Origin of the sequence: Mangrovibacterium sp., assembly GCF_041596335.1 — a bacterium.
Classification (GTDB): Bacteria; Bacteroidota; Bacteroidia; order Bacteroidales; family Prolixibacteraceae; genus Mangrovibacterium.
The window spans coordinates 1-24,420 of the sequence record NZ_JBFHIT010000011.1 but is presented as its reverse complement, the minus strand read 5'-3'; the positions used below and the strand labels follow the sequence as shown (position 1 = coordinate 24,420).

At 43.3% G+C, this 24,420-nt stretch carries 21 protein-coding genes and 1 tRNA gene; 7 read left to right on the top strand and 15 right to left on the bottom strand.

The window, feature by feature from the left end:
- Window positions 1–4: 4 nt before the first annotated feature.
- Both ABZD21_RS06020 and rmuC read left to right on the top strand, forming a co-directional pair.
- Entirely contained in the window at window positions 5–403 is a 399-nt protein-coding gene (locus tag ABZD21_RS06020) for an HIT family protein (protein WP_372773673.1), read from the top strand.
- Between the two features lie 197 nt (window positions 404–600).
- Window positions 601–1,914: a DNA recombination protein RmuC gene (gene rmuC / locus ABZD21_RS06015; protein WP_372773671.1), complete on the top strand. Its 1,314-nt coding sequence runs from the start codon at window positions 601–603 to the stop codon at window positions 1,912–1,914.
- Window positions 1,915–1,932: 18 nt separating this feature from the next.
- Here the strand turns inward: rmuC and ABZD21_RS06010 are convergent, their stop codons facing one another.
- The 9 genes from ABZD21_RS06010 to tatC all read right to left on the bottom strand — a co-directional run bounded on the left by ABZD21_RS06010 (window position 1,933) and on the right by tatC (window position 9,922).
- A complete protein-coding gene (locus ABZD21_RS06010; RefSeq protein ID WP_372773670.1) occupies window positions 1,933–2,940 on the bottom strand; it encodes an alpha/beta fold hydrolase in 1,008 nt (335 codons plus the stop codon).
- Between the two features lie 109 nt (window positions 2,941–3,049).
- Window positions 3,050–3,838, bottom strand: a complete 789-nt coding sequence (locus tag ABZD21_RS06005) for an ABC transporter permease (RefSeq protein ID WP_372773668.1) — start codon at window positions 3,836–3,838, stop codon at window positions 3,050–3,052.
- Window positions 3,835–4,455 (bottom strand): ATP-binding cassette domain-containing protein, encoded by a 621-nt coding sequence (locus tag ABZD21_RS06000; RefSeq protein ID WP_372773666.1) that lies wholly within the window; start codon window positions 4,453–4,455, stop codon window positions 3,835–3,837. The genes ABZD21_RS06005 and ABZD21_RS06000 overlap by 4 nt, the downstream gene beginning before the upstream one ends.
- Before the next feature lie 57 nt (window positions 4,456–4,512).
- The gene (clpX, locus tag ABZD21_RS05995) at window positions 4,513–5,727 is read right to left on the bottom strand and encodes an ATP-dependent Clp protease ATP-binding subunit ClpX (protein ID WP_372773665.1); all 1,215 of its coding nucleotides are present in this window, start codon (window positions 5,725–5,727) and stop codon (window positions 4,513–4,515) included.
- A 26-nt stretch (window positions 5,728–5,753) separates the two neighbouring features.
- On the bottom strand, window positions 5,754–6,425 hold the full coding sequence (gene clpP, locus ABZD21_RS05990) for an ATP-dependent Clp endopeptidase proteolytic subunit ClpP (protein WP_372773663.1): 672 nt from the start codon (window positions 6,423–6,425) through the stop codon (window positions 5,754–5,756).
- A gap of 131 nt (window positions 6,426–6,556) precedes the next feature.
- Window positions 6,557–7,912, bottom strand: a complete 1,356-nt coding sequence (gene tig, locus ABZD21_RS05985; RefSeq protein WP_372773661.1) for a trigger factor — start codon at window positions 7,910–7,912, stop codon at window positions 6,557–6,559.
- Window positions 7,913–8,051: 139 nt separating this feature from the next.
- Window positions 8,052–8,133 (bottom strand) — tRNA-Leu (locus ABZD21_RS05980).
- Between the two features lie 183 nt (window positions 8,134–8,316).
- A complete protein-coding gene (gene lptB / locus ABZD21_RS05975) occupies window positions 8,317–9,039 on the bottom strand; it encodes an LPS export ABC transporter ATP-binding protein (protein ID WP_372773660.1) in 723 nt (240 codons plus the stop codon).
- A gap of 31 nt (window positions 9,040–9,070) precedes the next feature.
- Entirely contained in the window at window positions 9,071–9,922 is an 852-nt protein-coding gene (gene tatC, locus ABZD21_RS05970; RefSeq protein ID WP_372773658.1) for a twin-arginine translocase subunit TatC, read from the bottom strand.
- Window positions 9,923–10,149: 227 nt separating this feature from the next.
- Between tatC and recQ the strand changes: the two genes are divergently transcribed.
- Window positions 10,150–12,333, top strand: coding sequence for a DNA helicase RecQ (recQ, locus tag ABZD21_RS05965; RefSeq protein WP_372773657.1), 2,184 nt, complete (start codon window positions 10,150–10,152; stop codon window positions 12,331–12,333).
- Window positions 12,334–12,465: 132 nt separating this feature from the next.
- Here recQ and ABZD21_RS05960 read toward each other — a convergent pair whose 3' ends face one another.
- Complete coding sequence (locus tag ABZD21_RS05960; RefSeq protein WP_372773655.1) at window positions 12,466–13,677, bottom strand: pyridoxal phosphate-dependent aminotransferase; 1,212 nt, start codon at window positions 13,675–13,677, stop codon at window positions 12,466–12,468.
- Between the two features lie 252 nt (window positions 13,678–13,929).
- Between ABZD21_RS05960 and ald the strand changes: the two genes are divergently transcribed.
- The 3 genes from ald to ABZD21_RS05945 all read left to right on the top strand — a co-directional run bounded on the left by ald (window position 13,930) and on the right by ABZD21_RS05945 (window position 16,709).
- Window positions 13,930–15,042, top strand: coding sequence for an alanine dehydrogenase (ald, locus tag ABZD21_RS05955; protein WP_372773654.1), 1,113 nt, complete (start codon window positions 13,930–13,932; stop codon window positions 15,040–15,042).
- A gap of 332 nt (window positions 15,043–15,374) precedes the next feature.
- Complete coding sequence (locus ABZD21_RS05950; protein WP_372773652.1) at window positions 15,375–16,184, top strand: amidohydrolase family protein; 810 nt, start codon at window positions 15,375–15,377, stop codon at window positions 16,182–16,184.
- Between the two features lie 153 nt (window positions 16,185–16,337).
- The gene (locus ABZD21_RS05945; protein WP_372773651.1) at window positions 16,338–16,709 is read left to right on the top strand and encodes a winged helix-turn-helix transcriptional regulator; all 372 of its coding nucleotides are present in this window, start codon (window positions 16,338–16,340) and stop codon (window positions 16,707–16,709) included.
- Here ABZD21_RS05945 and ABZD21_RS05940 read toward each other — a convergent pair.
- Window positions 16,685–17,206 (bottom strand): lactoylglutathione lyase family protein, encoded by a 522-nt coding sequence (locus ABZD21_RS05940; protein WP_372773649.1) that lies wholly within the window; start codon window positions 17,204–17,206, stop codon window positions 16,685–16,687. The two genes, ABZD21_RS05945 and ABZD21_RS05940, sit on opposite strands and share 25 nt — an antisense overlap.
- Window positions 17,207–17,558: 352 nt before the next feature.
- Here ABZD21_RS05940 and ABZD21_RS05935 point away from each other — a divergent pair, with 352 nt between their 5' ends.
- On the top strand, window positions 17,559–18,905 hold the full coding sequence (locus ABZD21_RS05935) for a sensor histidine kinase (protein WP_372773648.1): 1,347 nt from the start codon (window positions 17,559–17,561) through the stop codon (window positions 18,903–18,905).
- Between the two features lie 135 nt (window positions 18,906–19,040).
- Here the strand turns inward: ABZD21_RS05935 and ABZD21_RS05930 are convergent, their stop codons facing one another.
- The 4 genes from ABZD21_RS05930 to secDF all read right to left on the bottom strand — a co-directional run bounded on the left by ABZD21_RS05930 (window position 19,041) and on the right by secDF (window position 24,395).
- Complete coding sequence (locus ABZD21_RS05930) at window positions 19,041–19,694, bottom strand: ABC transporter ATP-binding protein (RefSeq protein ID WP_372773646.1); 654 nt, start codon at window positions 19,692–19,694, stop codon at window positions 19,041–19,043.
- Between the two features lie 127 nt (window positions 19,695–19,821).
- Window positions 19,822–20,862 carry a calcium/sodium antiporter gene (locus tag ABZD21_RS05925; protein ID WP_372773644.1) on the bottom strand — a complete coding sequence of 347 codons (1,041 nt, stop codon included), beginning with the start codon at window positions 20,860–20,862 and terminating at the stop codon, window positions 19,822–19,824.
- A gap of 12 nt (window positions 20,863–20,874) precedes the next feature.
- Window positions 20,875–21,201: a twin-arginine translocase TatA/TatE family subunit gene (locus ABZD21_RS05920; RefSeq protein WP_372773642.1), complete on the bottom strand. Its 327-nt coding sequence runs from the start codon at window positions 21,199–21,201 to the stop codon at window positions 20,875–20,877.
- Between the two features lie 203 nt (window positions 21,202–21,404).
- Window positions 21,405–24,395: a protein translocase subunit SecDF gene (gene secDF, locus ABZD21_RS05915; protein ID WP_372773641.1), complete on the bottom strand. Its 2,991-nt coding sequence runs from the start codon at window positions 24,393–24,395 to the stop codon at window positions 21,405–21,407.
- Window positions 24,396–24,420 lie beyond the last annotated feature (25 nt).

Sequence of the window (24,420 nt, the reverse complement as noted above, 5' to 3'; positions counted from 1 at the left end):
CATTATGTCCAGTCTGTTTACACGAATCGTACAAGGAGAGATCCCGGCCTACAAAGTAGCTGAGGATGATAACTATTTGGCTTTTCTTGATATTTTCCCCGTTGTAAAAGGCCATGTTTTGGTGATCCCGAAAACAGAAGTAGACTATCTGTTTGATCTGGACGATGACGTTTTTATTGGTCTTCAATTGTTTGCCAAGAAAGTGGCCGCCGGGCTGAAGAAAGCTATTCCATGCCAAAAAGTAGGGGTAATGGTGTTAGGTCTGGAGGTGCCCCATGCGCACATTCATTTGGTGCCAATGCAAAGTGAAGCTGATTTGTTAAACTTTTCGAATAAGAAGAAATTCACTCCCGAAGAGTTTACGGAAACAGCAGCTTTAATCGCGCAACATATTAGCTTGTAAAAGCATTGAACCATCAGCATTCCTGATGGTTTTTTTGTACTTTCCCATCACACTTCTCCGTTCGAACTTCAGGTTGAAAAATGCTTTCGTTTCAGTCTGAATCGATTTTGTTGGTTTTGTACTGGATCGATCGTGAACATCTTTTCCTTTTCCCGTGTGAGAGTTCTTTGTACTTTTAGCATTCAAATTTTACATTTATGGAAATCATCTATCTGCTTGCTGGTTTCGGCTTGGGCTTTATTGTCGCGTTGCTGGCGTCTAGGTTGAAGGCGAAATCAACTGAAGCTGAGAACTTAATCCGTCAGACTGAGTATGAAAAAGCGAAGGCACAGCTCGAAGAGCGAGTGTCGAACTTGCAAGCGGATCGCGATCGGTTGGATGACCGACTTCAGTTTGTTGAAACGGAACACGAGCAGAAGTCACAGCGACTCGCCAAAGCTGAAGTTGAGTTTGCCAATCTGCAAGAAAAACTGGCATCGCAAAAGCAGGAAATGGAAGACCTTCAGAAACGACTAACCACCGAATTTGAGAATGTTGCCCACAAGATTCTTCGGCAAAATTCGCAGGAGTTCACGCAGGTGAATCAGAAAAATATTAGCGAGATTCTGAATCCGCTTCGAGACAAGATCCAATTATTCGAGAAGAAGGTTGAAGACACCTACGAGAAGGGATTGAAAGATCAAACTGACCTGAAAGCTGAGTTGAAAAAGCTGCACGATTTGAATCTGAAAATTAGCGACGAGGCTAATAATCTGACCAAGGCTCTGAAAGGAGATGTGAAAAAGCAGGGAAACTGGGGAGAGGTTATTTTGGAAAAGATTCTGGAGCGCTCGGGTTTAAAAGAAGGACAGGAGTTCAGCAAGCAGTTCAGCACCATTGGCGACAACGGACAGCGTGTACAGCCCGATATTGTGATCAACCTGCCCGGGCAGAAGCATATTGTTGTTGACTCAAAGGTCTCGCTCGTCGCTTACGAACGTTGGGTGAATGCACCGGATGATGAAGGCAGAGTCCGGTTCATAAAAGACCACCTGTTGAGCTTAAAGTCGCACGTGAAGCTGTTGAGCGAAAAACACTACCAGGTTGCGCAGGGCATTAATAGCCCCGATTTTGTGCTGTTGTTTGTTCCGATTGAGTCGTCATTTAGTGTGGCCATCCAGGCAGACCAGGATTTGTTTTCGTACGCGTGGGACAATAAAGTTGTAATCGTGAGCCCTTCGACCTTACTGGCCACATTGCGTACCATCGCGTCAATCTGGCAGCAGGAGAACCAGACCCGAAACGCCATTGAAATTGCTCGGCAGGGTGGTGCGCTGTACGATAAATTTGTCGCTTTTATCAACGATTTGGAAAAGGTGGGAAGCAACCTTGATTTAACCCGCAAAAACTACGATTTGGCTATGAATAAGCTAAATGATGGTCGGGGGAACTTGGTTCGGTCGGCCGAAAAACTGAAAGAACTTGGAGCCAAAGCCAGTAAGGAGTTGCCCGCAAAGTATTTGGATGAATAGGAAGTTGATTCCTCCTAATTATTCCTCCAGAAATTCGATAAGTGGTTCGATAAAGCGGTTAAATGCTTCAATGTGTGGTAAATGACCGACATTATCTAGTTCAATCAAACGGCTTCCTTTAATCTCTTCACGGGTTTTGCGACCCAGCTCCGGATAGTTGCCCATCGTTTTTCTGACATCCTCGCTCACCAGTGGCTTGCCGAGAGCGGTGCGGTCGCGTTGTCCGATAATTAGCAATGTAGGTGCGGTCACGTTCTTAAACTCGTAACAAACCGGTTGGGTGAAAATCATATCGTAGGTGAGTGCGGCGTTCCAGGCGATTAGTGGATAGGCTTCATTCAGAGTCCATCCGGCCAAAAGGTTCACCCATTCGTCGTATTCGGGTTGCCAATTGTTATCGTAATAGCTTTCTAACTGGTACTTTTTAATGCCTTCATACGATTTCTTCAGTTCGTTCTGATACCACCAATCAACTGTATTATATGGCACTATCAGTTTCCAGTCTTCCAAGCCAATAGGGTTCTCGAGGATGAACTTGTCGGTAAGTTCCGGAAACATCAAAACAAAACGCGTGGCCAACATACCACCCATTGAGTGCCCCAAAACGCTCGTTTTTTCAACCCCGAGCGTATCTAAAATCGCTTTCGTGTTTAGTGCCAGTTGTTGAAAGGTATATTGGTAATGTTCCGGTTTGGTCGATTTCCCAAAGCCAATCTGGTCAGGAATAACGACCCGAAATCCCTCCGTCGCTAATCGGTTAGCGGTTTGTTCCCAATAAGCTCCATTAAAATTTTTGCCGTGTAGCAACATCACTGTCTTGCCATTTGGTTGCTCGGGAAGAACATCCATGTAGGCCATCCGCAACGGTTGTTGCTGGTTATATATCGTAATGAAATGCACAGGGAATGGATAGTCGTAATTTTCGAGGTTTATTTCCAGTTCCATTAGCTTGCTATCTTGAGCGGAAGCTGTACCCACCAGACAGAACGCAACCAAAGCGGCGCTCACTATTTTTTTCCAATTCATATCTTCTTTTTTAACCTATTAGGAGTACAACAGTCCATTGCTTGCTTGGTTGATGCAAGCAGGTCAATTTATTTGTTAATAAATTGAAAGAAGCCGAATCGCCTTTTAGCTAGGAACGAATCAAATTTCTGTCTAGCCGGTCGTGTTTATCGAAGCTTTGACGGATAGCGAAGAGCAGTTGTAGAATGATGCTCAGCAGGCCTGTGAAAGTTAGTACGACCATGATCATTACCTGGTATTTGACAGCCAATGCCGGATCGCTGCCTCCCAGAATTTGGCCGGTCATCATTCCCGGTAACGACACCAATCCTACGGTTGCCATTGTTGCAATGTTCGGAGCCATCGCAGTTCGGATTGCCTCTTTAAAAAACGGACGCAGCGCTTCTTGTCTGCTTGCTCCGGCAGCCAGCAAATAGAGATAGACTTTTTCCTCTTTTTGAGCCAGATTGAAAAAGGTTTTTAACGCTACAATGTTCGATTTAAGGATATTCCCCAGCATCATTCCACCAATCGGAATCAGAATGTCAGCCCGGAATAAATTTGGGATTTGGACAATAGCCAGGTTGAAGTAAATGAGTGTTGCCAGTGTTGGAATAAACATTGACAAAAAAGTTGGGAGAATGAAGCGTTTGAGGCGAAGCGATGAATTTCGAATGCCTGAAAGCGCCGCAAAAAAGACCATCATACAGACGTAAGCTACGTTAACAAAAGCATTGTCGAGCTTGAAAATATAGATGAGGTAAAATGCCACAAATCCTAACTGCGCCAGCATTCGCCCAACCGAGATCAACAGGCGCTTGTTGAAGCCTAGTTTTAGTTTCCATACCAACGCAACAACCGGGACAACTAAAATAAGGCCGGCCAGAATTCCGCTTGTTGTAATTATTGGGGTACTCATGAGCGTAAGTTGGTGATGATCCGCATAGGCTCGGTATGCCATTCTATATCGTGGCTGGCGCAAATGACGGTTTTTTTACTGTGTCTGACAAAGTCGATGAGAAATTCCTTCATGGAGGTGTCGAGTGCAGAGGTAGGTTCGTCGAGTAGCCAAACCGGACGATTGAGCAGCATGATCAGTACCCATCCCAATCGTTGGCGTTCTCCACCTGAAATGTCAATCGTATTTTTCGACAGGATGTCGTCGCTTAGCTGCAACAGCTTTAATTTCTCCAGCAAAAGCTCTCGGTTATATGGCAAGCTTTTATTGGACGAATATTGAAAAATTTCGTTGAAAACGTCTTCAATTCGCCCGTTTGGCAAGTCGATATCCTGACTGAGATAGCCTATTTGACTGCGAATAAATCGCATGTTTTCAGGTTTTACTTCCTTTTGGTTAAAGATAATTTTACCATTGTCGGCCTCGAAGAAACCAAGAAGCAGCTTTAATAAACTTGATTTCCCGGTACCCGAGGGAGTCGAAATGACAACTTTATCACCCTTGGCGATTTTTAAATCGTAGTGTTCGAGCAATTGCTTATTCCCCAACTTCAGGGACACATTTTTAAAACGAATCATGAAGAATAAGTGAGGTTAGACAAAAAATGCCGGAAAATATCCGGCATTGAAAATTATTTAGCTTGCTTTTAATCGCTGGTGGTCTTCCGTATCGAATTTCGATTCGGCATATTCGCGCGAAATTTTAAGGGATTTAACACCGTCCGACGGGCTGTCGTACATGGCGTCAATCATGATGTTTTCGCATATTGAACGTAATCCGCGGGCTCCAAGATTAAACTCAACTGCTTTGTCAACGACGAATTCCAGCGCATCCTCATCAAAGCTTAATTCAATTTCATCCAGTGCAAAAAGCTTGACGTATTGTTTAATCAGCGAGTTTTTAGGCTCCGTTAAAATATTTCGCAACGCTTGTCGGTCGAGTGGTTTCAAGTAGGTTAATACCGGCAAACGACCAATGATCTCCGGGATCAGTCCAAAGCTTTTCAAATCCTGTGGTGCGACATATTGCAGCAGATTATCACGATCAACATTCTCATGTTTTTTCTGTGCTCCATATCCAACTACCTTGGTGTTCATTCGGTTGGCAATTTTCTTCTCAATTCCGTCGAATGCTCCGCCACAAATAAACAGGATGTTCTTGGTATTAACAGCAATCATTTTTTGCTCCGGATGTTTGCGACCTCCTTGAGGTGGTACGTTAACAACCGAACCTTCGAGTAATTTCAGTAATCCCTGCTGAACACCTTCGCCTGATACGTCGCGTGTAATGGACGGATTGTCTCCTTTGCGGGCAATCTTATCCAATTCGTCAATGAACACAATTCCTCGTTCTGCAGCTTCAACATTATAGTCGGCGGCCTGTAGTAGTCGTGTTAGCAAACTCTCAACGTCTTCGCCTACATAACCAGCTTCTGTCAGTACTGTCGCGTCGACAATCGTGAAGGGGACATGCAGCATTTTGGCAATTGTCCGAGCCAGCAGAGTCTTGCCTGTTCCGGTTTGGCCAACCAAAATGATATTGGATTTTTCAATTTCAGTTTCGTCGGTTTGTACCTTTTGGTTCAATCGCTTGTAGTGGTTATAAACTGCCACCGACAGGATTTTTTTTGCCTGATCCTGGCCAATTACATACTGATCCAGGAAGTTTTTAATTTCTTTTGGTTTCAGGAGCTGGACGCCCGTCAGGTCGAAATCGTTATCTGTTTTGAATTCTTCTTCAACAATGGCATAAGCTTGCTCAATACAACGATCACAGATGTGACCTTCCATCCCCGCAATCAACAGGTTGACATCTTTTTTCTCCCGTCCGCAAAAAGAACATTTATCCATAGTATTTTTTCTCCTTAGTCAAATGCTTAGCTTCTCACCAAAATCTCGTCAATCATTCCGTAGGCTTGTGCTTCTTCCGAAGTCATCCAGTAGTCACGATCAGCGTCGCGTTCAACTTCTTCGTATGATTTACCGGCATGTTTGGCGATAATGTCGTATAATTCTTTTTTCAATTTTAAGATTTCACGAGCCGTAATTTCAATGTCAGAGGCCTGACCTTGAGCACCTCCCATTGGTTGGTGAATCATTACGCGTGAATGTTTTAGAGCAGAGCGTTTTCCATGTGCTCCGGCAGTTAACAGTACAGCACCCATTGAGGCGGCCATTCCGGTACAAATTGTTGAAATGTCTGGCGAGATGTACTGCATCGTGTCATAGATCCCCAATCCGGCATGAACTGATCCTCCAGGGGTATTGAAGTAGATCTGAATATCTTTTGACGGATCGGTTGATTCGAGGAAAAGCAACTGAGCCTGAATGATGTTGGCGATATAGTCATCAATAGGCGTGCCCAAGAAGATGATGCGATCCATCATTAAACGGGAAAACACGTCCATTGAAGCCACATTCAGTTGGCGTTCTTCGATGATGTAGGGAGTCAGGCTATTGGTAAAGATTGAATCATACCGGTGCATTGTTAAGCTGCTGATTCCCTTGTGCTTGGTTGCATATTTGTTAAATTCCTTTGCGTCGTTCATTTGTTATCCTCCGATTAAAAAAAAAACTTTGTAAAACCCGGTGCCAGATAACTCCACTTAGAATGTTTGGAGTTTTTTCGAACCGAGTTCTACAAAGTTAAGAAAATATGCTTTTGCCCTAGTGTTGAGGACTACTTTTCGAGTAGTTTGTTAAATTCGTCGTAACTGATTGGTTTTTCATCCAGGGTTACTTTCGATTTAATCACTTCCAAAATTTTATCTTCAATAGCTTTGTTTGCCAGGCGTTTCTTCTCTTCTTCATTTTGAAGGATGTGTCCGGCGTAGTTTTCCAGATGTTCTTCCGGTACGTTGTGCATGCCGTATTGCGCGAACTGCATAGCAGCTACCTTCTTCGCCAATTCTTTAATTTCACCTTCTTCAATCTTCAGCTCGTTGTCGCGAACCAAACGATCTTTGATCAATTGCCAACGCAAGTCTTGCATGAAGTTATCGAAGTCGCCATCGATTTGTTCGTCAGTCAGTTCGTTGTTTGTTGCTTTTAACCAGCGCTTTAAGAATTCTTCAGGTAGTTCCATGGCTGTTTTTTCAACCAAGGCGTCGCGGCTATCCAACGCAAATTTATAGTCGCTTGAGTATTGGAAATTTTCCGACAGTTCGGCTTTCAATTTAGCGTGGAATTCTTCTTCGGTTTTAATCTCCGTTTCTTCGCCGAACGCTTTTTTGAAAAGCTCTTCGTTTACTTCCGCAGCTTTGAATGATAAAACTTCAATGATTGTGAATTTGAAGTTGCCTTCAATGTTTTCAGCTTCCTCGTGAGAAACGTTCAACATGTTCGCTACTTCATGTTTGTTGTCGTAAACAGCAGCAGGGTTGAAAACTAAAACATCGCCGGCTTTTTTGCCGATCGCTTCGTTTTTAACCGCTTCGTCTTTCATTTGGTCGATGGCGATCACTACTTTTTCAGCTTTGATTCCGTCTTCCAATTCATTGCCGTCCGCATCCAGCTGAACGATGTCGCAACGCAGTGTGTCTTTTTCGCCTGCAATTTCAGCAACTTCGTTTTCGCCAAAACGGCTGGTGTATGATTCAATCTGCTTGTTCAGCATCTCTTCGTCTACCTCGATGTTGTAGTAGACAAACTTTTTACGCTTGTCGAGTTTTACGTCAACTTCGGGTGCAATCGCAATGTCAAATACAAATTCGAAATCTTCGGTGGTGTCCCAGTCAATTACAGGCTGTTTTTCTTCGTTTGGAAGAGGTTCGCCCAGAATATTTAGTTTCTCGTCAACCAGATATTTTGACAAGTTATTCGACAACATCTTGTTTACTTCATCGGCCAAAATGGCTTTGCCATACATTTTTTTGACCAATCCTGCAGGAACTTTGCCTGGGCGGAAGCCCGGCATGTTAGCCTTTTTACGATAGTCTTTTAAAACTTCGTTTACCGTTGCTTCGTAATCGTTTTTTTCGATTTTAACGGTAATTGTAGCATTTAGCTCGTTGATGTTCTCTTTTGTAATATTCATAAAAGTTCCACTTAATTTTTTGGAAAAAGATCGGATAACCAATTAGTTACCAATGTTTGTTGGTGGTTTACCAACGTCATAAATCAATAAAAACCGCATGCTTGGCGTTTACCAAGCATAGCGGTTGAGCTTTGTTTTGTGCGGACGAAGGGACTCGAACCCCCACGCCGTGTGGCACTAGATCCTAAGTCTAGCGCGTCTACCAATTCCGCCACGTCCGCTAATCGAGGCGCAAATGTATGGCATTTTTTTAATATCTACAAACACCTGCGCCTAACTTTTTTTGAAAAAATGTAAAAAGATTAAAAACTGTCTGTTTTTGATCCAGATATTGAGCTTCTTAGGGTGATTTTGGGTGCCATGGAAAAATAAGGTCATTAAACGAAGTGATGCTATTTCGCGTTTTAACGCAGCGTAAAGTTCTGACCGAGGTACACTCGGCGTACATCTTCGTCGTTCGCTAAATCTTCGGCTGTTCCGGCTTTTAGAATTGATCCTTCAAATAGTAAATACGAACGGTCTGTGATGGACAGCGTTTCGTGAACGTTGTGGTCGGTGATTAAAACACCAATGTTTTTCTCAACCAATGTTCGTACAATTTCCTGGATGTCTTCAACAGCAATTGGGTCAACGCCTGCGAACGGTTCGTCAAGAAGTACGAATTTTGGATCGATAGCCAGTGCGCGTGCAATTTCGCAACGACGACGTTCGCCACCGGAAAGCTGATATCCTTTGCTTTTTCGAATGTGTGTCAGGCGAAATTCTTCGAGCAGCGTTTCAATTTTCTCCGTTTGTTGTATTTTGCTCAGGTCTGTCATTTCCAGTACAGCACGAAGGTTGTCTTCAATGCTGAGTTTTCGAAATACGGAAGCTTCCTGTGCCAGGTAACCAATTCCCTTTTGTGCACGCTTGTATACCGGCATGTTGGTTATATCCATATCGTCCAGAAAAACCTGTCCGCTTAGGGGTTGAACCAAGCCTACAATCATATAAAATGAGGTTGTTTTTCCGGCACCGTTAGGTCCCAGAAGTCCAACTATTTCACCTTGATTAACTTCGAAGGAAACCCCTTTAACAACGGTTCGCTTCTTGTATTTCTTTACAATATTGTCTGCTCTTAATTTCATGGCTGAATTTTCGTGTTTCTACAAATTCAAATTAAATGGCATTGATGGCTTCTTGTGCCTTTTTCTGTACTCTCCGCGATATTACTATTCCAATCTCGTAAAGGAACACCAGCGGAAGGCAAACCATAATCTGGCTGAAAACATCCGGAGGAGTTATAATGGCCGACAAGATAAGCAGAACGATGTAGGAATGTCGTCGATATTTTTTCATCATTTCCGGGTTTAAAATGCCAACCCTGCTGAGGAAGTATACGAAGACCGGAAGTTCGAAAACGACTCCACTGGCTAAGGTGATTGAAGATACGGTGCTGATATAGGATAAAATATTGATCTGGTTTGCCACTTCGGTGCTGATGGAGTACGAGCCCAGAAAATGAACCGACAAAGGCACAATTAGGAAGTAGCCAAATAGTACACCTGAGAAAAAGAGGATGGTCATGTAGAAAATTGCACCAGTAGAGCTTTTGCGCTCGTTCTCGTACAAAGCGGGTTTTACGAATCGCCAAAATTCGAAAATGACATAGGGGGCAGCAAGGACAAGCCCGGCGATAATTGAAGTCCAAATGTGGGTCATGAACTGGCCCGACATAGAGATGCTGATAAGCTTGAGTTCGCTGGTGTTAATGCGTAGTGAATCGATCCCGGTAAAATCAGCCAGCATGCCAAACATCCGGTTGGTCCAGAAATCCGGCAGCTTCGGATTCATGATAATCTTGTCGAAAATAATGTCCTTGTTGACAAAGGCAATAATTGCGAAGAGGAAGATCGACCCGAATGCACGGATCAGATGCCAGCGCAGTACTTCAAGATGATCCAGGAAGGACATTTCGACCTCTTCAGCTTTTTGTTGTTTCCTTTTTTTAGTTGTCTGTTCTTCGGCCATAATACGCAAGTATATTCAGGATGAGTTGCCAAAATTGGTTTCGACAAACGGGAACAAATATAGTTTTATATTCAGAAAAGTGCCAGAGGGTAAAACCTTAAAATTTCTTAAGCGTTTTGAAAACAAATCAAATTCAAAAAAAATCATTGTATTTTGAAAATGTTTTTAGCATCTTAGATTCCCTTTAAAAAGTTTATTAATAAAGGAGATCAAAATTTAGCGGCTATATGGAGAATAATCTCACATTGACCGATCAGCTCCAGAAATACTTTGGTTTTGATCGTTTTAAAGGTCAGCAGGAAGAAGTAATTCAAAGTGTTCTGGATGGGAAGGACACTTTTGTACTGATGCCAACCGGTGGTGGTAAATCGTTGTGTTACCAGTTGCCGGCACTAATTATGGACGGTACAGCGATTATTATCTCGCCACTGATTGCCCTGATGAAAAATCAGGTTGATTCGATCCGCAGTTTTGGGACTGATGACGGAATCGCCCATTTTCTGAATTCTTCCTTATCGAAACAGGCAATTCAGCAGGTGAAGGAAGATGTGACCAGTGGGAAAACCAAGTTGCTGTATGTGGCTCCCGAATCGTTAACAAAGCAAGATAATGTTGACTTTTTGAAATCGGTGACAATTTCGTTTTATGCCATTGATGAAGCCCATTGTATCTCGGAATGGGGACACGATTTTCGTCCCGAGTACCGAAGGATACGTCCGATCATTCAGGAAATTGGCGCTGCACCACTAATTGCGCTGACTGCTACAGCTACCGCCAAAGTGCAGCACGATATTCAGAAAAGCCTTGGTATGTTGGGAGCGAATGTGTTTAAAGCTTCTTTCAACCGACCAAACTTATACTATGCCCTTAAGCCGAAAGCAAAACCCGAAACCCAGATTATTCGGCACATTAAAGAGAATGAAGGGAAAAGCGGGATTATTTATTGTTTGAGCCGCAAGAAGGTGGAAGAACTGGCTGAGTTGCTTGTGGTAAACGGAATTAAAGCTTTGCCTTATCATGCCGGAATGGACTCTTCCACTCGAAGTGGTAATCAGGATAAATTTCTGATGGAAGAGGTGGATGTAATTGTTGCAACCATCGCCTTTGGAATGGGGATCGATAAACCGGATGTGCGCTTTGTAATTCATTACGATATACCGAAAAGTTTGGAAGGCTACTATCAGGAAACCGGTCGGGCCGGACGGGATGGTGGTGAAGGGCAGTGTATTGCTTACTACTCGTACAAGGATATTCAGAAGTTGGAGAAATTTATGCAGGGAAAACCAATTGCCGAACAGGAAATTGGTCGGCAGTTACTTCTGGATACCGCTTCGTATGCCGAGTCTGCTATTTGCCGTCGGATAATTCTGCTAAATTATTTTGGTGAAACATTGGACGAGCCATGTGGAAATTGCGACAACTGCTTGAACCCGAAAGAGCAAATTGAGGCTTCAGATGAGGTTCATCGCGCGTTGCTGGCCATTCAGGAGGTGAAAGAAAAATACAAGGCAGAGCATATCTCAGATATTTTGACCGGACGCATGACTTCAGCGGTGAAGTCCTTTCATCATGATGATTTGCAGGCGTTTGGTAATGGCGATGATCATAGTCACAGCTTTTGGAATGCCGTTTTTCGTCAAAGTATGATTGCCGGTTTGATCAGCAAGGATATTGAGAATTATGGACTGTTGAAGTTGACAGACAAAGGAAACGAGTTTATCTTAAAACCGCAGCCTTTCCTCTTAGTTCGTAATCACAATTACAGCGAGCTTGAGGAGGAGTATAATACGGTTTCGGCACCATCAACCGGATCGGCAGGAGACCCGGAGCTGTTCGAGGCACTTAAGGACCTTCGAAAGAAAGTAGCCAAAAAGTTAAATTTGCCGCCATTCGTGATATTTCAGGATCCATCGCTTTCGGATATGTCCATTCAGTACCCGATTTCAATCGATGAATTGAAAAATATACAGGGAGTTGGCGATGGAAAAGCAAAGCGCTATGGTGCTGAATTTGTGGCTCTTATCAAGAATTATGTCGAGGACAATGATATTGAGCGGGCTCAGGACATGGTCGTAAAATCGGTTGCCAATAAGTCGAAGACCAAGGTTGAAATAATACAGGCTATCGATCGTAAAATGTCACTCGAAGATATTGCTGATTCAAAAGGAATAGAAATGACCGAGTTGATAGCAGAGATTGAAGCCATTGTAAACTCAGGAACAAAAATCAACATCGACTACTATATTGATGAAGTTTTAGATGATGAACATCAGGAAGAAGTTTTCGAATATTTCCGCGAAGCTGAAGATGATTCCATTCAAGCAGCGTTGGATGAACTGGGAGAAGACGAATATGATGAAGGAGAAGTACGATTGATGCGGATTAAATTCATGTCGGAGTTGGGGAACTAGTAACTGCGTTTGCCAGGTTACCTACTTTGATTTGTTTTTACGAAACAAGGTCCGAATTGAATAATACATTAATAGCAGAGGCTGTCCAATTTTTTTTGGACAGCCTCTTTTGTATTTGTTGTTTGAAGTTTTCTAGTGGTTGTGTTTATAAACGGTTCCCGGATAAACCTTAAGTGCTTCATCAAGAATCTTAAGGGCGCGAGCCAGATCTTTCTTTTTTAGCACATAGGCAATGCGCACTTCGTCTGTTCCATAACCCGGAGTGGTGTAAAACCCGGTGGCAGGAGCCATGAAAATAGTTTCGTTTTCATATTCGAACTCTTCAAGCAACCAGGCACAAAACTTATCCGAATCGTCAACCGGAAGTTGGGCAACGGTGTAGAAAGCACCCATTGGAATTGGCGAATAAACACCGTCGATACGGTTCAATCCGTCGATCAGGAATTTCCTGCGTTCAACATATTCGTTGTACGAATCCATGAGGTAGCCGTCTGTTTCTTCCAGCGAAGCTTCGGCTGCTATTTGGCCAATCAGAGGTGGACTCAGACGAGCCTGGCAGAATTTCATCACATTTCGTCGAACCGCTTCATTTTTCGAGATCAACGCACCAATCCGGATGCCGCATTCACTGTATCGTTTCGAGACAGAGTCAATCAGGATCACGTTTTGCTCAATTCCTTCGAGGTGAAAAGCAGAAATGTAAGGCGCTCCGGTGTAGCAGAACTCCCGGTAAACTTCGTCCGAAAACAGATACAAATCGTATTTTTTTACCAAGTCGCGAATGGCGTTCATCTCGGCCTGTGTGTACAGGTAACCGGTCGGATTATTGGGGTTGCAGATCATTATCCCTTTTGTTTTCGGGCTGATCAGCTTCTCAAATTCTTCAATTGGTGGCAACGCAAAGCCTTCTTCTATTTTTGATGGGATCGATTTAATAATCGCTCCAGCCACAATGGCGAAAGCTTCGTAGTTGGCGTAAGCCGGCTCGGGAACGATAATCTCATCACCCGGATCCAAACATGACATGAATGCAAAAGTAACCGCTTCACTTCCACCAGCAGTTACAATAATATCTTCAACACCAACATTGATTTTAAACTTGTGATAATATTTGGCCAGCTTTTGGCGAAGCGATAAAATACCTTCGCTGGGACTGTATTCCAGAATTTTCCGATCGATATTACGAATCGCATCCAACGCCCGCTGTGGAGTTGGCAAATCAGGTTGACCAATGTTGAGGTGATACACTTTTACCCCTCTTTCCTTCGCTTTGTTGGCCAAAGGTACCAGTTTCCTGATCGGTGAATCAGGCATTTTATTTCCCCGAATGGATGTTGTAGGCATATGTTGTAAAAAATTTTTGCTCGGAGGGCAAATATACAATTATCAATTTTAAATAGAACGAACTGTTAAGACATAAAAATGAAATATTTATGCAATGCTTTCTTTTAAATTGAAATGAGCTAAAGCGAGACGTTTTGCAGCATCCGAATTGTTTGACGAATTAGTTGTATATTCTTAATATCTTGTCATTTGTCATGTTTTGTACTGTGTCAAGTGTCTAGTTTCGTATTATCAAATTTAAATTATTGCAATATGATAGTTGGCGTTCCCAAGGAGATTAAGAACAATGAAAACCGGGTGGCTTTAACGCCTGCCGGAGTTGCTGAAATGGTAAAACGGGGTCGTCAGGTGTACGTACAAGAGAATGCCGGTATCGGCAGTGGATTCTCAAACGAAGACTATCTGCATGCCGGAGCACTGTTGCTGGCGAGCATCGAGGAAGTTTACGGAATTGCGGAGATGATTATTAAGGTCAAGGAGCCTATTGAGCAAGAATACAAGCTGGTTAGAAAAGGTCAGATATTATATACTTATTTCCACTTTGCTTCGTCGGAGCCCTTAACAAACGCGATGATTGAAAGCGGAGCGGTTTGCCTTGCTTACGAGACTGTTGAGCTGGACGATCGGTCGTTGCCTTTGTTAGTGCCAATGTCAGAAGTGGCAGGTCGCATGTCGGTGCAGGAAGGTGCAAAATATCTGGAGAAAACATATGGCGGCTACGGTGTTTTGCTCGGAGGCGTGCCTGGGGTGCCACCAGCTAAAGTATTGATTATTGGTGGAGGGATCGTTGGTACTGAAGCAGCAAAAATGGCTGCCGGATTGGGTGCTGATACAACCATTATGGATGTAAATTTGAAACGGTTACGTTACCTCGACGACATTATGCCCGCCAACGTGAAAACCATGATGAGCAACGAATATAACCTGCGCGAAATGGTGAAAAACCACGATGTAATTATTGGCGCGGTGTTGATTCCCGGAGCTAAAGCTCCTAAGTTGGTTACTCGTGATATGATTCCAACAATGCGCCCCGGAACCGTAATGGTTGATGTGGCGGTTGATCAGGGCGGCTGCTTTGAAACCACCAAGGCAACCACCCACGATAATCCAACTTTTGTGATCGATGATGTGATTCAATACTGCGTGGCTAATATGCCCGGTGCAGTTCCACGCACATCAACCTTAGCATTAACAAATGCAACTTTACCATATGCTTTGCAACTGGCGAATAAAGGCTGGAAACAGGCTTGCCAGGACAATATGCCACTTAGAAAAGGGTTAAACGTGGTCGACGGAAAAGTCGTTTACGAGGGGGTGGCCGAAGCTTTCGGTTTACCGTACACGCCTGTCGATTCCATTTTATAAATTAGGTGGATTTATTCTGAAGCGAAACCCTGTCGATCCGGCAGGGTTTTTTTTGTGCCTCCGAATCTCTGCTCCTAACGTAGTTTGTGCCGGCGTTTTTATCCCGGATTGAACCGTCTTAAATACACGGGGAATAATCGGAAATCACTGTGAACTAGGGATGTTAAGGATGCCTGTTTTTCGTTTTATGTATCGAAAATGGGTAGGTGAAATTCAATATTGCAGATGCACCGACTAACAAAAGATTCAATTTTTTCCGTTTTCCGGTCAGATCGAGAACTGAAAATAGTATCTTGCAATTAACAGGTAACGAGCAATAAACAAGAAGACATATGATAATAGACGCGCATACACACATTAACAATTACCACGAAGACAGAGTGATTTCCCTTGACGATAGTCTTAACCTGCTTACAGATACGATGGCAGAAAATAAAGTTGACTATGCGATGGTCCTGTCCTCCTACAAAGTGAATAAAAACAGGCCAAGTACCAAGCAGGTTGTTGAAGCTGTAGAGGGGCGAAAGAATTTGGGAGTCATTTCAGGCATTAGTTATCTGAATTATAATCACCGGGATATTCGGGAAATCGGAGAATATCTGGAGCGAGGGCTGATTAAAGGCCTGAAGTTTTATCCAGGCTATGAACCATTTTATCCCAACGATAGCCGGCTCAAAGTATGGTTCGAGATGGCCATCGAGTATGACGTACCTGTCATGTTTCATTCGGGCGACACTTATGCCCCAACCGGGAGAGTGAAGTATTCACACCCTCTGCATATTGATGATGTTGCGGTTGACTATCCGGATTTAAAAATAGTGATCTGTCACGTTGGCAACCCTTGGATTAAGGACTGTATGGAGGTTGTGTACAAGAATAAAAACGTTTATGCCGATATTTCCGGGTTGGTGCTTGGCGATTTTTCGGAGAAGTTTGAACGCTTCATGAAATCTGAAATTGAAGAAATGATCACCTTCGCCGGTGATGCTAGCTATTTGTTGTATGGAACCGATTGGCCAATCTCGAATATGAGATCCTACTTGAAATTCATGGATCAACTTGATCTTGCTGATGACAAAAAAGAGCTGATTTTTTGGAAAAACACCGCGCAGTTGTATAAAATAGATGTTGAGAATTTGTAATTATTTCAATCGGAATATTCGCGGGCGAACTTCTTGACGTTAATCGGCAGTCTGCTCCGGAGCTGATGTCATTAGGTACGGATTCGTTATGTGGAGAACAGAACTACCTTGTCAGAACAGAAAGAAATGCAGTGAGATTTAAAATATTTGGTGATGGTAAACGATAGCGAAAACAAAAGCATCAACTATAATGGCAAAGTATTCAATTGTTCGTTGGCTTTCGCGCTGCATCTGATTGGCGATAAGTACAAAAGTCTGATTTTGTTTCACTTAAAAGATGGTGCTCAGCGGTCGGGGGAATTGCAAAAAAGTATTACAGATATTTCCAATCGAATGTTTACCTATTCGATCCGGGCACTTGAAAAAGACAAACTTGTTCGTCGGAAAGTGTATCCGGTTACTCCGCCAAAAGTTGAGTATGAACTAACTGAGGAAGGGAAAACGCTTATCCCCATCATTCTCGAATTGGATCGATGGGGACAAGGTTTTGCCAACGATAATTACTTATATGCTCCGGCTGAATAGTGCAACTCATAAGAGTGCGAATAAATTTCGAAAACTGTTCCAAACGGATCTTCAACGTAACACATTCGGTAGGGTTTTTCACCCGGATAATAGGCTCTAACTGGCATCCGTTGTTTTCCACCGGCAGCAACAATTTTCTTAACAAGTCCTTCAACATCCGGATCCTGAACCGAAAAATGGAATAACCCGCTTCTAAAAGGTTCAAAGGTGGGTTTTTGCGTTTTACTTTCTTTAAATTCAAACAGCTCGAACCCGATTCGGTCGCTGCTTGAAAGATGGGCAATTTTAAATGTTCCCCATCCTTCGCCGAACACATCAATACACATTTGGCCGATAGCCGTTTTGTTTTCTTCTGTCACTACAGTTGGTTCCATAATCACGTAAAATCCCATCACTTCAGTATAAAACTTAACAGCCTCCTCAATATTTGGAACAGTAATTCCGATGTGAGAAAATGTCTTTGGGTAAGTTCTTGCCGGTTCGTTTAAATTGCTCATCTTATTTGTAGTTTATAATTATTAAATGTTGAGTCGTTCAATACGTACGGAAGGCGTTGATACTTTATTTCGCTTTTGTACGTTTAAAAACTGATGCAAGGATACAGGTTTACAAAGGGTTAAACAATATGATACATTGGTTGCAGATAGTTACATGTATGTGTATTATATTGATAGACAGTGGTGCTAGGCTGGGAAGAAATTGAAAGAAAAAGAGCCGTAGCAGTATTGGGCGTAGTAACAGAGGGGGGGGTATAGGCGATTACTTTCAAATATGTTTAACTTGAATACTATTCCGCGTAAAATAGGAGTTGGAAACGAAAAACTGAATTGGAATCTTTAAATCGCAATTATGGAGCAGAGTAATATGTTTGTGTTAAACGTCGTAAACTCTGGTATTAGTTTGATAATGGGCTTTTATCTGTTTTTCCTGCAACGAAATTCGCTTAAACATGGAGTCGGATACTGGGCCGCAGGAAGTCTGATTGTTGGCCTCGGACTATTGATTCGAATTATTGCTCCTGTTGACAGTTTTTTTGTGCTTGTTGGAACACGGGTCTTAATCACAATTGGTTTGTATCAATACTTAGCCGGAATTTGGAAATTTAAAGAATTAAAAATCCGGAAGGGGGTTGTCATTGGCATCCCAATTTTGGATCTGATTCAATCTGCTATTTTCATCGGGGTTTTCCACGCCTATAAAATTCAAATCGGTATCCATTTATTGTTTGTGATTATTTATTGTTCAGTCGCCATCTTTGAAATGGTTCATTTAAACGCAGATCAAAAGTATCTGACGAAAGTTTTCCTGCTGAACACGGTTGCGTTCATTGTTTTTCTGGTTCTGGTGTTGCTAAATGTATATGCGTTATTGATGAACCCCCGATATAGCCCGGCAGAAATTACACCTGAAGTTATTTCGATCCATCTCATTTCGGGCTTTATAATGATTGCTTTAACATTCGGCTTTTTATCTGCGGTGAATATGCGTTTGCGAAAAGAGTTGGAAGGGCAACTGAAATCGAAGGCTAAGTTTCTCTCGATCATTGGCCACGACCTAAGAGGACCGGTAGGGAATATCATGAATTTTTTGGATCTGATTCAAAACGACACCGACCTGTCTGAACGCGACAAACAAAACTACATTAAGGTTTTAGACAACCTGAGCCGGTCAACTTTCCACTTGTTGCAAAATTTGTTGGACTGGGCGACTAAATCCCAAAATCTAAATCAATATGAAAGTGAGAGAATAGAATTGAGCCGACTTGTAGCTAGTGATATCGGTGTGTTCGAAAGTTCAATGGTTTTAAAATCAATCGATCTCAAGTTTGAAGAAGGACGACATACGTTTATATCCGGGAACGCAAATATGCTGAAAACAGTTGTGCGGAATTTGGTTTCAAACGCAATTAAGTTTACGCCCAAAGGGGGTGTAATTACTATTAAATCAGAAAAGGCAGGTGAGAAAGTACGTTTGGTTGTTGCCGATACCGGACAGGGAATTAAACCGGAAAATATAAACTCGCTTTTTAAGTTCGAAACTAGCCGTTCAACAGTTGGGACTGCCGGAGAACTTGGGTCTGGGTTAGGGCTTCCGCTCTGTAAGGAATTAATTGCCAGTAATGAAGGAGCTGTTCGGGTCGAAAGCGAAATTGGTATCGGAACGAAAGTTATTGTTGAGTTTCCGTTTGCCGATTAAGTAAATCATTTGTCCCCAAAGCATTTATGGTGTGGTCAGAAAAGGACGTGCTCGCTTCGGGTTTGTAGTGCCGAATGCGAGGACGCAATTTTATCGCACTCCGGATCTGATGCTTTTTTCCGTTCAGCCCCTGATCTATTCTTCAATCCGACCATCGCGCATGCGGATGATGCGATCCGATTGGCGGGCGAAATTTTCATCGTGAGTTACGATGATCAGGGTCTGCTTAAATTCGTCGCGTAGTTTAAAGAAAAGATCATGCAGGTCGTCCCTGTTCTTACTATCGAGGTTTCCCGATGGTTCATCGGCCATGATTACCGCCGGGTTGTTAATTAGTGCCCGGGCAACAGCGACCCGTTGGCGTTCTCCTCCCGAAAGTTCCGCCGGTTTGTGAGTCAGGCGGTGTTCCAGTCCCAGGAAATGCAATAGCTCTTTAGCCCTTGTTTCTGCTTCCTTTTTACTTTTCTTGGCAATAAATGCCGGTATACAAACATTCTCCAACGCGTTAAACTCGGGAAGCAGGTAGTGAAACTGAAAAACAAAACCGATCTCCTTGTTTCGAAAAGCTGCCAATTGCCTTTCACCCAAGGCAAAGACCGATTTATCGAGAATATGCACTTCACCCGAATCGGGTTTGCTGAGCGTGCCAAGAATTTGGAGCAAGGTTGTTTTGCCGGCTCCACTTGGGCCAACAACTGAATACAGTTTCCCGGCAGGAATGTCGAGGTCAATTCCTTTTAAAACCTGAAGTTCTCCGAAGGTTTTGGTAATATTTCTGGACTGAATCAATTTTTGCTTTTTTTATTTCGGCTAAAGGTAATTAATTCTGTTCTGACATAGTTAGGAAATCGACCTGGTTTTTATCCGTTCGGGAGTCGGCTGAAAAAGCTGGCCGAGAAGTTCGTTAGCCAATCAGTCAGAGCATATAAATTTCGCGTGCGATGTAGATCACGTACATGCCTAACAGAACCAGTCCTGTTACCCAGTTGATATTCCAACGTTTGAAAATTAAAAGGAGGGTGAACGCAATGAGCGATGCGAACAGGATGAACGAGGAGCCTTCGAGGTTTTGACCACCAGCAACAATGTTGTTGCCATTGATGAGTATAACAAGCAGGAAGGGAAATCCCAGGCCGACAAGAATGTCGAAAATATTGGATCCGATTGCGTTGCTGATTGCCATATCGCCGCGTCCTTGTTTTGCCACAATTAATGATGACATGAGGTCGGGCACGGAGGTTCCGGCGGCTAATACGGTTAAGGCGATAATTGATTCGGGAATATCTAAAATGTGCGATACGTGAATTGCTGCTTCAACCAGCACCCAACTCATTCCTGCAATTAAAACGATGGCAATAAAAAATACCCAGTAATAGTGCTCTTTTTTTGGGAAGAGAATCGCTAAAAAACGATCGATCAAATTTGGTTTTTCATCTGTTTCCTCCTGTATGGCAGCGGAATTGTGGTGGTGTCCGGTGTCGGTATAAGTGAACCATTTTTTCCAGTTTACAACCGCGAAAACGTAAACCGCGTAGAGAGCCAGAAATGCGACAGCATTCGTTAGATTAAAGTCGCCGTCGATAATGCCCCATAGCAGCAGGATAACCGCCACGAAATAGAACAGGATATCACGTAACATGGGTTGCCAGGTGAGCGACGACTTGCGCACCAAAGCAACTAGTCCGCCAATAGCAAGCAGGTTGAACAGAGCGCTGCCAACAATGCTCCCAATGCCGATAGCACTGTGGTCTCCGGGGCGGAAAACAGCAAAAAGGGCGACGAACAATTCCGGGGCGCTGGAGCCAACTGCCATCAGGGTGGCACCTGCCGCGTCGGACGAAAGCTTTAAGTCGTGAGAGATTCGGTCGAGCGATGCAACAAAGAATTTATCGCAGATTCGGGCGAGAAAGACAAAACAGAGCAGCATGGCTGCTACTGATATAATTAATTCGATCATAACGGTCGGAGGCTAGTTTTTTTTCAACTCGTTTTCCACACTTTCACTGATTTTGTTGCCTTCTTTTTCAATGGTGGATGATGCTTCATTGATGTCAGCTGTGATGCGGTTTGATTCCTTTTTTACGGTTGATTGGACATTGTTGAATTCGCGTTTTATTTCGCTGGTGTTCGATTCAAACTCACGTTGAATTTCGTTGGTCGCTTTTTTAAATTCACGCAATCCTTTCCCCAGTGTTTTGGCGATGTCTGGAATTGCTTTCGAACCGAAAAACAAAAGAGCCATCATCATAACAATTACAATTTCGCCACCGCTGATAAATAAGAAAGAGTGCATCATGTTCGAAAATTTTAGGCAAATATACAAACAACTTTATGACTTCCTTGGTTTGGTGCCGATGGAATTTAAAAATCGGATGTGCTCTCTGTTCAAAAAAAAAGCCTCCGCAAGTGCGGAGGCTTTTCTACTTTTATGGTCGGTATTTTGCTTGAATTATTGAGGGGCCACTTTGGGTTAAGCCCTCAATGTCAAGAACTTGTAGTTTATTTTACAGCTTTTTTAGCTTTTGCTTTTTCAACGCGTTTGTATGTATCGTAAACGATTGGTGTGGCAACAAAGATTGAAGAATAAGTACCAATTCCAACACCCAACAGCAGAGCGAACGTAAATCCTTGGATTGATGTACCTCCAAATAGGAAGATCGCCAGGATTACTACCAAGGTACTCAGCGAAGTACTGAAGGTACGGCGAAGTGTTGAGTTCATCGCTTCGTTCATGTTAAGCTCGTTTGAGCGTTTTGGGTGAATTTGCAGATACTCACGGATCCGGTCATACACTACTACGGTGTCGTTAATCGAGTACCCTACTACGGTCAGAATAGCGGCAATAAATGCCTGGTCAATTTCCAACGAGAAAGGCAAGATGCCGTGGAACAGCGAGAACGCGCCAAGTGTGATAATGGTATCGTGAGCCAAGGCGGCAACCGCTCCAAAACCAAACTGCCAGTTGCGGAAACGGATCAGGATGTAAAGGAAGATGATCACCAGCGAGAAGAAGATCGCGATCAGCGCATCTTTCTTGATATCATCGGAAATGGTTGGTCCAACTTTTTGCGAACTCATCCGGTAATCCGAATCAAATTTCGCCATGTCCACATCGCCGGGCACGAATCCACCGTTCTGTAATCCGGTTAACAACAACTGCTCAACTTCGTCATCAACTTCACTTGATAATTCATCAATTTTGTATTCAGTTGTAATTTTTACCTGGTTGTCGCCACCAAACGTTTTTACCTCGGGTGTTTCGCCATAAACAGCAGCCAGCGCTTTGCCAACTTCAGCTACTTTTACGTCCTGTTCCATACGTACAACAAAGGTACGGCCCCCTTGAAAGTCGATACCGTAGTTGAATCCGCGGGTTGCCATCGAAATCAATGAAATAGCGATTAACGTACCGGAGATAATATAGGCGACTTTTCGTTTGTCGAGGAATTTGATTTGTGCATCACGCAACCACCCGTCGGTCATTTTAGAGGTAAAGGTGATGTTTTTACCTTTAGATAATTGACGTTCGAATGTCAAACGAGTCAGGAAGATGGCCGAGAACAACGATGTAAAGATACCGATGATCAGTGTTGTCGCGAAACCTTTGATTGGACCTGAACCAAACATGTAAAGAACGAAACCGGTTAACAGCGTTGTAAACTGTCCGTCGATAATAGCAGAGTAGGCGTTTTTATAACCATCGGCAATTGCCAGTTTTAAGCCTTTACCTGCTTTGATTTCTTCTTGTACACGTTCGTAAATAAGCACGTTGGCATCAACCGACATACCAATTGTCAATACAATACCGGCAATACCAGGCAGTGTCAACACGGCACCGATAGAAGCCAGCACGCCGATCACGAAGAATAAGTTGGCAATCAGCGCGATGTTCGAGGCCAAACCTGCTTTTTTACTGTAGAAGAACAACATGTAAGCCAATACAAGGATGAAGGCGATTACGAACGAATACATACCGCTGTTGATCGCTTCTTGTCCGAGTGATGGTCCAACAATTTCTTCCTGAATAATGTGTGCCGGAGCAGGCATTTTACCTGATTTCAGGATGTTTGCCAAGTCTTTCGCTTCTTCAACCGATTCCAAACCGCTAATGCTTGAACGACCTCCGGTGATTTCACCGTTTACAGTAGGGAACGAACGCACATACCCGTCGAGTACAATTGCGATTGATTTGCCAACATTTTCTTTGGTTAAACGAGCCCATGTTTTGGCTCCTTCAGAGTTCATGCTCATTGAAACTTCCGGACGGCTGCCGAATTGTTCGTAGTCCTGACGGGCATCAACAATTACATCACCATCCAGTGGAGCGCGACCGTCGCGGCCGGTTACTTTGATAGCGATCAAGCGGAAATAATTACCGCCTTCATCAATGGCTTTCGATGTCCAAAGGAATTTGAGGTTGCGGGGAATGATTGATTTTACCTGAGGTAATTTCAGGTAGTTGTTTACTGTTGCTGTGTCTTTAAAGTGAGAGGTACCAACAACCGGTCCGGGATACAATTGTCCGTCGGCAGTGGTGCTGGGTTGCATAACAGCAAATAACGGATATTCCTTTTTGAAATCAGCCATTTGGTCAACGTCTACCGAGTCGGAAGAGCTTTCCAATTCTGAAAGCAATGAGTTGCCGGTTGTGTCAGCAACTTCTGTTGTAGTTGTTTCAGTTGTTGCGGCTGTGATTTTTTCTTCCGAAAGGGCCTGTACTTCTTTTACTTTCTCATTGGCCTGCATGATTACCGAGTAAACTTCGCTGTTTTCGTATGTTTCCCAGAATTCCAGTTTGGCAGTTCCCTGAAGCAATTTCCGAACACGTTCCGGATTGTCAACACCAGGAAGTTCGACCAAGATACGACCCGGAGTTTGCAACGGTTGTACGTTAGGTTGTGCAACACCGAAACGGTCGATACGAGTACGAATAATGTTGAATGAGTTGTCGATTGCCGCTTTTGTTTCTGTGCGGATGACAGCCATTACTTCAGAATTGGTCGAATTGTATTTTACCTTTTCTTTCAGTTCCAGCGTGTTGAAGATCGCAGCCAATTGTGCGTTTGGATCAATTTCCTCAAAAGCTTTTCCGAACAAGGTCACAAAGTCGTCCTGGCTGTTGCGTTGCATTGCGGTTGCACGGGCCAGTGCGGCATTGAAAGTTGTATCGGTGCTGTAGTTTGAAAGCGACTTGATTAAGTCGGCTACCGATACTTCCAGTGTTACGTTCATCCCACCTTTAAGGTCAAGACCCAGGTTCATCTCCAGAGCTTTAACATCCTTATAGGTGTATTTTTTCATTCCAAGGAAATTGTATACGGTTGTCCCCGATACCGAGTCCAGGTATACCAATTCCTTCATTTTATCACCTTGAGCATATTCGCGCGCATCTTTTTCAACTTTGCGGGCTACAAATGTAAAGGCGAGCTGGTAAGCGCAAACCAATGCCAGCAGAATGGCAAAAGTTCTGATTAATCCTTTGTTTTGCATGAGTTATAAAATTTAAATCTATTGT

Excerpts from the sequence above, each read along its gene's own strand:
- secDF (WP_372773641.1), bottom strand. The coding sequence starts at position 24,395 with ATGCAAAACAAAGGATTAATCAGAACTTTTGCCATTCTGCTGGCATTG.
- recQ (WP_372773657.1), top strand. The coding sequence starts at position 10,150 with ATGGAGAATAATCTCACATTGACCGATCAGCTCCAGAAATACTTTGGT.
- rmuC (WP_372773671.1), top strand. The coding sequence starts at position 601 with ATGGAAATCATCTATCTGCTTGCTGGTTTCGGCTTGGGCTTTATTGTC.
- lptB (WP_372773660.1), bottom strand. The coding sequence starts at position 9,039 with ATGAAATTAAGAGCAGACAATATTGTAAAGAAATACAAGAAGCGAACC.
- ABZD21_RS05960 (WP_372773655.1), bottom strand. The coding sequence starts at position 13,677 with ATGCCTACAACATCCATTCGGGGAAATAAAATGCCTGATTCACCGATC.
- ABZD21_RS06005 (WP_372773668.1), bottom strand. The coding sequence starts at position 3,838 with ATGAGTACCCCAATAATTACAACAAGCGGAATTCTGGCCGGCCTTATT.
- ABZD21_RS06020 (WP_372773673.1), top strand. The coding sequence starts at position 5 with ATGTCCAGTCTGTTTACACGAATCGTACAAGGAGAGATCCCGGCCTAC.
- ABZD21_RS05925 (WP_372773644.1), bottom strand. The coding sequence starts at position 20,862 with ATGATCGAATTAATTATATCAGTAGCAGCCATGCTGCTCTGTTTTGTC.
- ABZD21_RS05920 (WP_372773642.1), bottom strand. The coding sequence starts at position 21,201 with ATGATGCACTCTTTCTTATTTATCAGCGGTGGCGAAATTGTAATTGTT.
- ABZD21_RS05935 (WP_372773648.1), top strand. The coding sequence starts at position 17,559 with ATGGAGCAGAGTAATATGTTTGTGTTAAACGTCGTAAACTCTGGTATT.
- tig (WP_372773661.1), bottom strand. The coding sequence starts at position 7,912 with ATGAATATTACAAAAGAGAACATCAACGAGCTAAATGCTACAATTACC.
- ABZD21_RS06010 (WP_372773670.1), bottom strand. The coding sequence starts at position 2,940 with ATGAATTGGAAAAAAATAGTGAGCGCCGCTTTGGTTGCGTTCTGTCTG.
- clpX (WP_372773665.1), bottom strand. The coding sequence starts at position 5,727 with ATGGATAAATGTTCTTTTTGCGGACGGGAGAAAAAAGATGTCAACCTG.
- ABZD21_RS05940 (WP_372773649.1), bottom strand. The coding sequence starts at position 17,206 with ATGAGCAATTTAAACGAACCGGCAAGAACTTACCCAAAGACATTTTCT.
- ald (WP_372773654.1), top strand. The coding sequence starts at position 13,930 with ATGATAGTTGGCGTTCCCAAGGAGATTAAGAACAATGAAAACCGGGTG.
- tatC (WP_372773658.1), bottom strand. The coding sequence starts at position 9,922 with ATGGCCGAAGAACAGACAACTAAAAAAAGGAAACAACAAAAAGCTGAA.
- ABZD21_RS05945 (WP_372773651.1), top strand. The coding sequence starts at position 16,338 with ATGGTAAACGATAGCGAAAACAAAAGCATCAACTATAATGGCAAAGTA.
- ABZD21_RS06000 (WP_372773666.1), bottom strand. The coding sequence starts at position 4,455 with ATGATTCGTTTTAAAAATGTGTCCCTGAAGTTGGGGAATAAGCAATTG.
- clpP (WP_372773663.1), bottom strand. The coding sequence starts at position 6,425 with ATGAACGACGCAAAGGAATTTAACAAATATGCAACCAAGCACAAGGGA.
- ABZD21_RS05950 (WP_372773652.1), top strand. The coding sequence starts at position 15,375 with ATGATAATAGACGCGCATACACACATTAACAATTACCACGAAGACAGA.